13 protein-coding genes are annotated in these 10,421 nt (G+C 64.8%); 10 read left to right on the top strand and 3 right to left on the bottom strand.

The window, feature by feature from the left end; translation table 11 throughout:
- Window positions 1-168: 168 nt before the first annotated feature.
- The 3 genes from ACZZ97_RS11180 (at window position 169) to ACZZ97_RS11170 (ending at window position 1,622) form a co-directional block, all read left to right on the top strand.
- Window positions 169-858 carry a sigma-70 family RNA polymerase sigma factor gene (locus tag ACZZ97_RS11180; protein WP_463473206.1) on the top strand — a complete coding sequence of 230 codons (690 nt, stop codon included), beginning with the start codon at window positions 169-171 and terminating at the stop codon, window positions 856-858.
- A 90-nt stretch (window positions 859-948) separates the two neighbouring features.
- A complete protein-coding gene (locus ACZZ97_RS11175) occupies window positions 949-1,167 on the top strand; it encodes a hypothetical protein (RefSeq protein ID WP_463473205.1) in 219 nt (72 codons plus the stop codon).
- A gap of 212 nt (window positions 1,168-1,379) precedes the next feature.
- Window positions 1,380-1,622: a hypothetical protein gene (locus ACZZ97_RS11170; RefSeq protein WP_463473204.1), complete on the top strand. Its 243-nt coding sequence runs from the start codon at window positions 1,380-1,382 to the stop codon at window positions 1,620-1,622.
- Between the two features lie 507 nt (window positions 1,623-2,129).
- Here ACZZ97_RS11170 and ACZZ97_RS11165 read toward each other — a convergent pair.
- Entirely contained in the window at window positions 2,130-2,585 is a 456-nt protein-coding gene (locus ACZZ97_RS11165) for a hypothetical protein (RefSeq protein ID WP_463473203.1), read from the bottom strand.
- A 471-nt stretch (window positions 2,586-3,056) separates the two neighbouring features.
- Between ACZZ97_RS11165 and ACZZ97_RS11160 the strand changes: the two genes are divergently transcribed.
- The 3 genes from ACZZ97_RS11160 (at window position 3,057) to ACZZ97_RS11150 (ending at window position 5,233) form a co-directional block, all read left to right on the top strand.
- Window positions 3,057-3,626, top strand: a complete 570-nt coding sequence (locus ACZZ97_RS11160; protein WP_463473202.1) for a recombinase family protein — start codon at window positions 3,057-3,059, stop codon at window positions 3,624-3,626.
- A gap of 34 nt (window positions 3,627-3,660) precedes the next feature.
- Window positions 3,661-4,491, top strand: coding sequence for a TIGR02391 family protein (locus ACZZ97_RS11155; protein ID WP_463473201.1), 831 nt, complete (start codon window positions 3,661-3,663; stop codon window positions 4,489-4,491).
- 322 nt (window positions 4,492-4,813) lie between these two features.
- Entirely contained in the window at window positions 4,814-5,233 is a 420-nt protein-coding gene (locus tag ACZZ97_RS11150; protein WP_463473200.1) for a uracil-DNA glycosylase family protein, read from the top strand.
- Here ACZZ97_RS11150 and ACZZ97_RS11145 read toward each other — a convergent pair whose 3' ends face one another.
- Window positions 5,234-6,160: a LysR family transcriptional regulator gene (locus ACZZ97_RS11145; RefSeq protein ID WP_463473199.1), complete on the bottom strand. Its 927-nt coding sequence runs from the start codon at window positions 6,158-6,160 to the stop codon at window positions 5,234-5,236.
- 51 nt (window positions 6,161-6,211) lie between these two features.
- On the opposite strand from ACZZ97_RS11145, the gene ACZZ97_RS11140 reads away from it, so the two are divergent.
- Window positions 6,212-7,360 (top strand): TDT family transporter, encoded by a 1,149-nt coding sequence (locus ACZZ97_RS11140; protein WP_463473198.1) that lies wholly within the window; start codon window positions 6,212-6,214, stop codon window positions 7,358-7,360.
- Window positions 7,361-7,392: 32 nt separating this feature from the next.
- Here the strand turns inward: ACZZ97_RS11140 and ACZZ97_RS11135 are convergent, their stop codons facing one another.
- Window positions 7,393-7,836: a hypothetical protein gene (locus tag ACZZ97_RS11135; protein ID WP_463473197.1), complete on the bottom strand. Its 444-nt coding sequence runs from the start codon at window positions 7,834-7,836 to the stop codon at window positions 7,393-7,395.
- A gap of 324 nt (window positions 7,837-8,160) precedes the next feature.
- Between ACZZ97_RS11135 and ACZZ97_RS11130 the strand changes: the two genes are divergently transcribed.
- The 3 genes from ACZZ97_RS11130 to ACZZ97_RS11120 are packed head-to-tail and all read left to right on the top strand — an operon-like array spanning window position 8,161 to window position 9,688.
- Entirely contained in the window at window positions 8,161-8,568 is a 408-nt protein-coding gene (locus ACZZ97_RS11130) for an ArsR/SmtB family transcription factor (RefSeq protein WP_463473196.1), read from the top strand.
- Window positions 8,565-9,170, top strand: a complete 606-nt coding sequence (locus ACZZ97_RS11125; protein WP_463473195.1) for a cadmium resistance transporter — start codon at window positions 8,565-8,567, stop codon at window positions 9,168-9,170. The genes ACZZ97_RS11130 and ACZZ97_RS11125 overlap by 4 nt, the downstream gene beginning before the upstream one ends.
- The gene (locus tag ACZZ97_RS11120; RefSeq protein WP_463473194.1) at window positions 9,167-9,688 is read left to right on the top strand and encodes a signal peptidase II; all 522 of its coding nucleotides are present in this window, start codon (window positions 9,167-9,169) and stop codon (window positions 9,686-9,688) included. Before ACZZ97_RS11125 ends, ACZZ97_RS11120 begins: the two co-directional genes overlap by 4 nt.
- Window positions 9,689-10,421 lie beyond the last annotated feature (733 nt).

Here is a 10,421-nt window from a genome sequence, read left to right as displayed (position 1 = left end):
GGGAACACCTCATGACCTGTCACCTCAACTGGGGCCAGCCGGGTCCGAGGCCGCCTCCCGGAACCACTTTTTCCGCCGCATGTCTTCCAGGCGCAGGCCACAAAGCGACCGCCACCCGGCGAATCGTCCGGCCGGTAGAGCGAACGCTCGCCCACCTCAGGACGCATCGTGGCCACCACTTTCCTCTCCACCGCCCGAACCCTCACAAGCCAGCAAGAAATGGACCTGGCCAGGCGCATCGCCGCCGGCTCACGGCAGGCGGCCTCTGAGCTTGCCGGTTCAGTCGGCCCGCTCATCCGCTCGCAGGCACGTCGAGTCGCGGCTTCGCACCCGACACTCGATGCCGACGACCTGAACATGCGCGGCTGGCTGGGAGCGGCGAAAGCAGTGGCCCACTTCGCGCCCCAGCAGCACGGCACGAGCGAAGAAGAGGTGCGCCACCCCCAGTTCCCTGCATTCGCCGCGCCCTACGTCCACGCCGAGCTGATGGACGAGGTGCGTCGCTATGCAACCCCCGTCGTCATCCCTGAGCACGTCTTCAAGGCCCGAAAGGGACGCGACGCCGCCTCGGCCGTCATCCTGCCGTGGCTCCGTGCCATCTCGCTCGACGGGGCCAAAAGCACCACGGAGCTTGCCGCCGAGGACCAGGCTCAAGTCATCAGCAGCATCGATGTGCGGCGGGCCATCGGGCAGCTCCCCGACAAGCAGCGCTACGTGATGCTCCGCATCCTGGAAGACGCCCCCGCCACGGACATCGCAGTGGAGTTGGGCGTCGGTACTGCACGCGTCTCCCAGCTCCGCAGTAGCGCCGCGGACTTCCTGCGGGAATCTCTCGCAACATATCGAGCCGCGGCCTAAACATTGTCGCCTCCTTGCCCCATCTACCCATCAGACGCCCCAGTAAGGGGTGCTCGACACCCACCGGCAAAACGCCAGAAAGAGGTAACCATGAACATCACTCGAGCGACCTGCATCTACTGCGACATCCTGCTCGCCACCGTCGAGGCCGACGACGAGCTCGAGGCCGAGGGGCACACCCCACAGCTCGACGGAGCAGCAGGAGACGAGGTCCGTGCAGCAGCGGTGATCATCCGAACGTCTCGGACCTACCTCGCGACGGACCACGAAGGCGCCGACTGCCCCCACCGCGAACTCATCGGCGAATGACGACGCACGCCGAACCGAACCAGTCCCCAAGTCCCGCTTCCCGCTCTGGGACCTGGCGTCACAGGGAACTCGTCCTCGCCGCCGCCGCCGACATCCTCGACCACCGCAGGAGCAGCGACTACGCCTGCCGGTGCAGCACATGCGACGCCATCGTCGCTGCAGCAAACCAGCTCATCTAGACCGCGCAACACCACAACCAACAGGAGAACCACATGCCCACAAAGACCAAGGCCGACATCAAGGCCGAAGCTGCACTGTTCAAGTACGAGCGACAGATCCACCTCCGCCGGAGGCTCGGTGACTACACCTACCCCGGGCTCACCCCCAAGCGGATCGAGGAGCTCCTGGACGCGGCCCACATCGTCCGTCAGCTGAACGCGGAGGATGCCTTCAGAGCTGAGCGCCGAGCGGCTCGGCGGGACCTGGCCCGAGCGCGGGCCGCGATGGCCTCGTAGCCGCTCGGCCAGCTGTCGTCAGTCCACCTGGTCGGACACCCGGCGACCCCGCTCGTAACGACGCCGTCCCGTTTCAACTACCGAAATAAGGGGCGGCGTCGTCGCGTCGTTGAAGGACTGCGCTAGCGCTCAAGTCGCCCGCCGACGACGCCGTGACGAGAGGGAGGCTGTCACACACCTGGACCGGACTTCCGGCCCGCATGAACCCGTCTTATGCACCTTGGGTTCCGCAGCGCGGGGACGACGATCTCCTCGAGTGCTTGCCCAGGATCACGACGCGAACCAGCCGGTTGCGCAACAGCCGAGAAGCACCTTTGTCGGACACTCGTCCAACGCGCACGAGACCATCCGTCCACCGCCTCCGAGGTGACGCAAACGTCAGAAGAGACTCCGCCGGCAAAGTGTGACTCCGGATGAGCTCGACAGACACGAGAATCGCCCACCGGCTCTGGGGTGCTGGCAGCCCCTTCACTCTGCCTTATGCCCTCCTCAGCTCGCGCGTCTCCGTCAAGAGAGAACAGGCAAGCTGTAGCCGTCCACGGGACGCATCTTCAAGCCTGCGGGTAGGCGTCCCCAGGTGAGCCACGAGAAGAACACGTCTACGCACGTCGCGGGGTCCAACAGCACGTTCGGGTCGGCAACCGACGCGTGCGGCCAGACGTCACCCGCACGCGTCACGACAACCGGTTCGGCAGACGGTGCGCCAGCCGGGGCGACGATCCCCACACCGCTGTCGAAGCCCACCTCGACGAGGAGCGGGGTGCGGCTGCCGCCCGTGCATTGAGCCCACCGATACGTGTCGCTCACCTTGATGGCGGGTTCCACGATGAGGTAGCCGGCACGCGCTGAACCGACCCGGTTGACCAAGTCGCGCACGTTTGGCCAGTCCGTGCGTCCCGATGACCCCGGCAGCTGCCACAGGACTTCGGCCTCGGCTGACTCGAGGAGGGCGACAAACTCCATGCTCAGTTTTGGGACGTCTACGAGGGTCTGCATCTCAGACCATGCGCGGACTGCCTCTCGAACTTCTCCTCCCGCTCACGTCTTTAAGCACCTCTTGGAGCGCCCAAAGTCCTCGGCGACCGCCGAATGGACAAGGCCGAGCCGGTCTTCGATCGAGCGTCTTGCCTCGGTCTCTTCCACAAGACGGGCAACGAGCAACCTTTGGCGGCGAGCGATCCAAATGATCAGGCGGCGCTCGGACGAGTTGGTCGGCACCTACTGCGGACAAGTGCCACTGCCACGCGTTATCGTCTGTAACGCCCCCTCAATCCATCGAAGCCAGGATGCCTCCCGATAGGCGGTCGTTCATCGGGACACCTTCTCGAGCTGTAACGGACCGGCTGAGGTCAAGTAGCGCCTGGCCTGCAAATTCCCGTATGCCTGTCCCGCAAAAATGCCCGGTGACGGGGGTTTAAACGCTACAGTCGTCGGATGCTCATCGGATACGCCCGCGTCTCTACCTCGGGGCAGGATCTCGCAGCACAACGTGATGGTCTCGCAGCACTCGGTGTTGACGAGCAACACGTGCATGTTGACCACGGCCTCTCGGGGACGACTCGAGCTCGGCCAGGCCTTCGCGAAGCTCTGGCCGCGTGCCGCGCCGGCGACGTCCTAGTGGTGACGAAGCTCGACCGTCTCGCCCGATCGCTGCGAGACGCGACGGACATTGCCGACGAGCTGACAACGAAGGGTGTCGCGCTGAACCTCGGGGGAGCGGTCTACGACCCCACCGACCCCGTGGGCCGGCTGCTCTTCAACGTCCTCGGGATGGTGGCCGAGTTCGAGGCGGACCTCATCCGTGCCCGCACTCGTGAGGGCATGGCGATCGCGAAGGCGGCCGGGAAGCTCCGCGGCCGGAAGCCGAAACTGACTGCCTCGCAGGAAAGGCACCTCGTGCAATTGCACCGCACCGGCGGGCACACCACGAGCGAGATCGCCGAGCTGTTCGGCGTGGCGCGATCGACGGTCTACCGAGCAATCCAGCGCGCTGAGCAGGTGTGACTTCGAGGTGATCGCGGTCTGGGACACTCAGGGCATGGACCCGAGAACCAGCACGGACTATCTCGATTTTCTCTCCGAGCGGCTCAGACAGTTCATAGGGGCGTTCGACGAGTTCATGACCCACCACGTCGAGAACGTCGGGCCCGGTTCCTTCACGCGAGGGCTTGCGCCAGCTGTTTTTCCGAAAGAGGGCGCGGATGAAGAGCGGGTGCGAGTACTCACTACGGATCTGAATCGGCTCGCCGGCTCCCTCATGGACCTGAGCTCGGTAACGGGTGTGCGCATGATGGTGGAAGGCAGGGGCGTCATCGACCCATTCGTCAATTGGGAGCGCATAACCGAGCCAAAGCCTGTGCTTGAGGCATCTACGGTTCGCGGATGTTGCCTCCAGGCCGCAGGGCGACTCGACGGGCTCCGGGCGCGAGCCGACGCCTTGTCCTCGCCAACTATCCAGCCATCACTTCTGCACCCGCTCGTGTGGTCAACAGCACAACGGCTATGGAACGACGGGCACCTGCGCCAGGCTGTATCTGCGGCCGCCGAAGCCGTCAGCGGCCAGATGAAGGAGCTGACCAATCGGCGCGATGCGTCGGATACGTCCCTTTGGCAGCAAGCGTTCGCCCAGGACGCCCCGCGACCCGATAAATTGCGTCTCCGGTGGCCTGGAGATCAGGCCGATCAAGACGTGAAGACGATGCAGGATGGCCTACGCCAATTCGCGCCTGGCGTGAACATGGTGATCCGGAACCCTGCAACACATGCGGATGAGCCGCTGTCGGAACAAGCAGCTTTAGAACGACTGGCGACCCTAAGCGTGCTTGCTCACTTCGTGGATCAGTGCGAGGTCGGGCGTCCTCCCGAGTGAGCTCTAGCGAACCGCTACGACAGCGCCGATCTGCACTCAGACGATCTAGACGAGGTGCTTGAACTGTTTCGAAAGCCGATCGCCCACTGGATCACTTGCTGTGGGGCGAGCGCACTCGGAGAGGACGCCGTCGTGGTCGTTCCGTGTCGTCGGTGAGCGTGGGCGGAAACGGTCCTCAACGTCGTAGCGTCTAGGGATGCAGCAGCCGAGGGGCCTCGATCAGCTCGTATCGGAATGGCGGAGCTCCGGACCAGGACGTGCGCGCTTCGTGCCGGGCTTCGACCCATCAGGTGGAGGAGCAGCGGCGACAGTTCTCGTGCTGATGGAATCACCCGGTCCTGCCACGATCAGGCAGGGCGAGGACGCGATCAGCAGTGAGGACAACCCGGGGCCGACGGCGTCTGCGTTCAGGCGAGCACGGATCGAGTCGGGGCTGGGCAGGAACGTCTACCTGCGATGGAACATCGTCCCGTGGGCCCTTGGTCGGGCGCCGACCGTCACCGATCTCGACGAGGCACGCCCTGCCCTGGCTCAGCTGCTCGTTTCTCTGCCGCAGCTGCGGGCGATCGTGACCTTCGGAACTCCGGCCCTGACGGGCGTGATGAGGTACTTCACCCTGGAACCGCGTGCGAGGGTCGTGCCCGTGCTCGCGGCACCCCATCTGTCGCCGGCGAACGCCACCCGCGCCGGCGAGAAGCACCTGCGGGCCGTCACGGCCCTACGGCACGCTTCGCTTCTCTGATCATCTCGGCGAGGAGTCGGGGCTGTGCTGCGACGCGGCGATCACGGCCAGGAGATCCTGCGCCCCGGCGCTCAGACCGGCCGACCACACGGCGCGAAACGGTCGTCTCAGGTCGACGGCTGCCGGGACGGTGACGAGGCGCCCGGCGCGGAGGTCGTCCTCGACCAGCAGCGAGCTGATGACTCCCGGACCCACACCGCCGGCGATGGCCGCCCGGATGGCGCCCGTCGACGACAACTGCGCAGCGGGTTCTGCCATCCGGGCAGGGTCGATCCCCAGGGCGAGCTCGAGGGTCCGGCGGGTGCCCGAGCCCGACTCCCGAGACACGAGCGGTGTGGATGCGAGATGGGCTGCCGTCACGGGTTCGGACTTCGATGCCCATGCGTGCCTGGGCGAGACGACGATGAGCAGTTCGTCGACACCCAGGACGGTCGTGGCGAGCCCGTCGGCCTCATCAGGGGTCTCCGTGAACCCGAGGTGCGCGCGCCCCGAACGGACCTCGTCGACGACCCAGTCGCTGTTGCCCGATTCCAGGCGTACCCGGACACGATCCGCTGCCGCTGTCATCCAGCGTGGCATCAGCGCCTCTGACACCGTCTGACTCGCCGCGACGAGGAGAGCGTCGGAGGCGCCGGTCATCAGGGTGTGCAGCGATCGTTCGAAGGTGGTCGCCGCCTCGAGCAGGGGTCGGCCCCACTCGCACACCAGGAGTCCGTGCTCGGTCAGCGCCGAGCCCGCCCGAGAGCGGACGAGCAACGTGCGACCCAGCCGCCGCTCGGCGCCCGTGATGCGAGACGACGCCGCCTGCTGGCTGATGCCCACCGATGTCGCGGCCCGGCCCAGACTGCCCGATCTCGAGATCGCCTCCAGCAGTCGGAGCGTCTCGAGATCAACAGGGAGTCCGGTCACAAGGATCGATTGTGACACCACAAGCATCCGCCCGTATCGGCAGCCGGACGCACGTACGAAGATCGAGGCATGCCTGCCGCGATCACACCGACTGTCGCCCCTCCCCGCACGCACGGTCTGTTCCGCCAGCTCGAGCACCGCGGGCAGATCGTGTCGAACCTGACCCCGAACTGGTTCGCGTCGATCATGGGGACCGGCATCGTCGCCAACGCCGCGGCGACCCTGCCGTTGCAGTTCCCGGGGCTGCGCCCTGCCGCGACCATCGTCTGGGCACTGGCCAGCGTGTTGTTGGTCGCTCTCAGCACGGCGACCGTCATGCACTGGGTGCGTTACCGAGCCACCGCGCGGGGGCATCGACTCAATCCGGTGATGGCGCACTTCTACGGGGCACCGCCCATGGCGCTGCTGACCGTCGGCGCGGGCACCCTGCTCTTGGGCAGAGACGTCCTCGGTACGCCCCTGGCGGTCGGCATCGACTGGGTGTTGTGGACCATCGGTACGGTGCTCGGCCTCGTCAGCGCGATCGCGGTCCCGTACCTGACGTTCACCCGGCACGACACGGCCCCCGACAGTGCGTTCGGCGGCTGGCTCATGCCCGTGGTTCCCCCGATGGTGTCTGCCTCGACCGGTGCGCTGCTGCTGCCCTTCCTGCCCGCGGGGCAGGCCAGGCAGAACATGCTCTGGGGGTGCTACGCGATGTTCGGGTTGTCGTTGCTGGCGTCGATCGTGATCATCACGCTGATCTGGTCACGCCTGGCCCAGCACAAGATCGGCCCGGCCGGCATGGTCCCGACCCTCTGGATCGTCCTCGGCCCCCTGGGGCAGTCGATCACCGCGGCCAACCTGCTCGGTGGCAACGCCCACCTCGCCGTCGACCAGGGAACCTCGCACGCCCTGTTCGTCTTCGGGCTCGTCTACGGTGTGCCCACTCTGGGATTCGCCCTGATGTGGGCGGCACTGGCGTCGGCCATCACCCGCCGCACCATCCGCCAGGGGCTCCCGTTCTCACTCACCTGGTGGTCGTTCACCTTCCCCGTCGGCACCTGCGTGACAGGCCTGAACGGTCTGGCCCTGCACACGGGACTCGTCGCGCTGCAGGTACTGGCGGTCGTGTTCTACGTCGGGCTCGTCGGGGCCTGGGTCACGGTCGCCGTGCGCACCTTCCACGGCAGCGTCATACGCGGAACGCTCCTCGCGCCTCCCCGTCCCCTGCCCTGACCGCGGACGACGAGGGTGCGTGGGGGAGTGGCTCAGATCGAACAGGCGTCGTTCCAGTCACGGCGATAGGCCTCGGGGTCACTGACGTCGACGATGGCCGAGGCGGCGCCCTTGGGCTCGTCACGCGACCGGTAGCTCTCGAACGCCACCGCACTGCGGTCGTTGCTCGCCGGATCACGCACCCCGGAGGCTTCGACCCACAGAGTCCAGTTCCACCGCGTCCGGACGTCAGGCTGCAACGCGCCTTCGCCGACGACCAACACCACGTCCGCGTCGGCGGGTGAGGCCTCGAAGTCCGTGCCCGTGAATGCTCGGACGGACGACGTGAGGCCTCTCGCGCTGATCTCCCGAGCCAACTCACTGCCCATGTCCGAGAGTCGCTCGCCAGCATCGCCGTCCACAGCCACGACGCCTCGACCGGACGGAAGCCGACTCAGCATCTCGGAAACCAAGTCATGGATGACGGTGTTGCTCATGATGCTTTCTCCTGCTCACTCGTTCGTCGAAACGGAAAAGGGAGTCGGCGGCCGCCGACTGATGCGGCTGCACGAAGCGGTCGCGAACCTGATGCAACCACGAGCATGCCCCGACGTTCAGCCCTCACGAAAATCCGCGACTCGTCAGCATGACGATCCCGACATGGACTAGCGCCCGATAGCCGATCGTTCACCGAGATCAGTTTCGGACTGACCTATCGAGACAGCCGGTGCCCCGTAGCTGCGAGGGAGTGGCTAGCGTCCGCCGGTGGTCGGTGACTGATCGTCTACTGAGACGCTTGGCGAAGGAGTCTGCGGAAAGAAATGGTTTGTCTTGGCCGCCTCACGGTCGAATCGCCATGTTGGAAACTAATCGATGTACACCGATATGATCGGCGTGTGCCGATCATTCAAGAACTCACCGCAGCCGTTTCGCTGTTCCATTCGCTGGCGGACCCGAGTCGACTACTGATCCTGCGCCGACTCAGCCAGAGCGAAGCGCGTGTGCGGGATCTCACTGACGAACTCGACCTAGCCCAGTCCACTGTTTCTGAGCATGTCGCCTGCCTTCGAGACTGTGGACTTATCACCGCTCGCACTGAGGGTCGGCAGAACTTCTACTCAGTGGCCACACCGGAAGTTCTAGACGTCCTCGAATCCGCCGAGCAGCTCCTTGCTTCTACCGGGCACAAGGTCGACTTGTGCGCGACTTACGGAAGCCAGAACCGATGATCGGCACCGTCTTTGCTGCAGTCGGTCTCTTCGCGGCCACCAACATCGACGACATTGTCGTCCTAACCGTCCTTTTCGTTGCCTCAGCACGAGGAGCTCTGCCTGGATGGAAAGTCGTCGCAGGCCAGTACGCCGGGTTTGTGACCCTCGTCGCCATCAGCGTGGTGGCCGCCGCGGGGCTCACCATCATCCCGGATAAGTGGGTCGGATTCCTAGGCCTGATTCCGCTTGCCATCGGCATTTACGGTCTCGTTCGTACCCTGCGGCGCCAAGATGACGATGATGAGGACGACGCAATTTCCGCAGTTGGTCTCCTAGGAGTTGCCGGCATCACAATCGCCAACGGTGCCGACAACATCTCGCTGTACACACCCGTGTTCCGGACGAGTCCCGTTCAGGACACTGTCGTCACGATCATCGTGTTCCTCGTGCTGGTGGCAGCGTGGTGCCTCATCGCTCGTTTTATTGGAACAAGCAAAACCGTCAGTGAGCTGCTTGAAAGAGTCGAACATTGGCTCGTGCCCGCAGTCTTCATCGGCCTCGGGCTTTACATTCTGATCGAGTCCGGTGTCCTCGTCCGGCTCGTCGAGGCCCTCTCGTGACGGCAGGGGGACGCGTCATCGGTGCACTGGTAGTCGTTGCGGTCGCGTTCGCTCTTGATCAGTTGTCAAAGGCGTGGGCCTTGTCGTATCTCGGCACGGAGCGTCAAATCGAGTTGGGCCTCGGAGCGACTTTCCGGCTCGTATTTAACCCCGGTGTGGCGTTTGGTCTCGGGGCCGAGCTTGGTCCAGTGCTGACCATTGGCATCATCGCGATCGTTGTGGCTCTTGCCAGCTGGGTCATCACTAGGGCTGTCAAAGGCAGCGGAACACTCGCCACGTTCCTGCTCGCGGTCGTTCTTGGTGGCGCCACGGGCAACGTTTGGGACCGCATCTTGCGAGCTGAAAACGGCCCCCTGTCCGGCGAGGTAGTCGATTTCATCGCGATCGACTGGTTTGCCATCTTCAACGTCGCCGACATCTTCACCACTGTCGGTCTCATCAGCTTCGCCGTCGTATCCGCTATGTCTGGTTCAAAGCCCATCTCTCGTCGAGCGTCTGGCACACCTCCGACTGCCTGAGAGGCAGGCGAGCACACGGTGATTTTTCTGGAACGCGCGAAGAGCAGCACGAGCCGCCTATCGAGGTTTAGTCGTGATTACGCGCCAGCCTTGGCGTCCAGGCGTCGCTGTACCGTTCGGGACCTTCCTTGAGGCAGGTCCCAGATGCCAGCTCAGGGCCAGGACAAACCTCGGAGACTGCCACCAAGAGGGTCAAGCGTTCCGAGTTCTCCGAAGCAGGGAGCACACGACTTGTACACTCGCGAGCGACCTAACCCCAGGAGATCGCATGCCCGCCATCCACGCTCGATCCCAGCTGGGTCTTGGGCGTTTGGGCATGGCTGTCCTCTTGATCCTTGTGCTCATCGGCAGCGCGTTGCTGATGCATACGCTCGCGGGCCCTGCCGAGGGGTGCCCTGCTTCCATGGCCGGACATCACACCGAAACCGAGAGCGCGAGCACTGCTTCAGCAGACACGGTCCCCGTCGCATCTTCTGCGATGCAGGACGACTCCGCGATGCTCTGCGCAATCATGGGCATGGCCTGTCTCATGGTCCTCGTCCTGTTCGCTTGGTCAGCAACCTGGCGACGTCAGACACGTGCGTTGTTCACCCTGTCCAAGACCCTAAACACACGCCCGGTTGCCCCGTCCTTCACGCTTCCCCGTCTGACACCAGACTTGACACAGTTGAGCATTCTCCGCATCTAAAAGGCCCTTGGGGATCGCTCCCCGCATGAGACCCGCGATCGTTTC

This window comes from Frigoribacterium sp. AC512 (genome assembly GCF_979258295.1).
Note: the sequence above shows the minus strand (reverse complement) of the source record. Positions and strands in the feature narration are given on the sequence as shown.

Excerpts from the sequence above, each read along its gene's own strand:
- ACZZ97_RS11175 (WP_463473205.1), top strand. The coding sequence starts at position 949 with ATGAACATCACTCGAGCGACCTGCATCTACTGCGACATCCTGCTCGCC.
- ACZZ97_RS11170 (WP_463473204.1), top strand. The coding sequence starts at position 1,380 with ATGCCCACAAAGACCAAGGCCGACATCAAGGCCGAAGCTGCACTGTTC.
- ACZZ97_RS11165 (WP_463473203.1), bottom strand. The coding sequence starts at position 2,585 with ATGGAGTTTGTCGCCCTCCTCGAGTCAGCCGAGGCCGAAGTCCTGTGG.
- ACZZ97_RS11160 (WP_463473202.1), top strand. The coding sequence starts at position 3,057 with ATGCTCATCGGATACGCCCGCGTCTCTACCTCGGGGCAGGATCTCGCA.
- ACZZ97_RS11155 (WP_463473201.1), top strand. The coding sequence starts at position 3,661 with ATGGACCCGAGAACCAGCACGGACTATCTCGATTTTCTCTCCGAGCGG.
- ACZZ97_RS11150 (WP_463473200.1), top strand. The coding sequence starts at position 4,814 with ATGGAATCACCCGGTCCTGCCACGATCAGGCAGGGCGAGGACGCGATC.
- ACZZ97_RS11140 (WP_463473198.1), top strand. The coding sequence starts at position 6,212 with ATGCCTGCCGCGATCACACCGACTGTCGCCCCTCCCCGCACGCACGGT.
- ACZZ97_RS11135 (WP_463473197.1), bottom strand. The coding sequence starts at position 7,836 with ATGAGCAACACCGTCATCCATGACTTGGTTTCCGAGATGCTGAGTCGG.
- ACZZ97_RS11130 (WP_463473196.1), top strand. The coding sequence starts at position 8,161 with ATGGTTTGTCTTGGCCGCCTCACGGTCGAATCGCCATGTTGGAAACTA.
- ACZZ97_RS11125 (WP_463473195.1), top strand. The coding sequence starts at position 8,565 with ATGATCGGCACCGTCTTTGCTGCAGTCGGTCTCTTCGCGGCCACCAAC.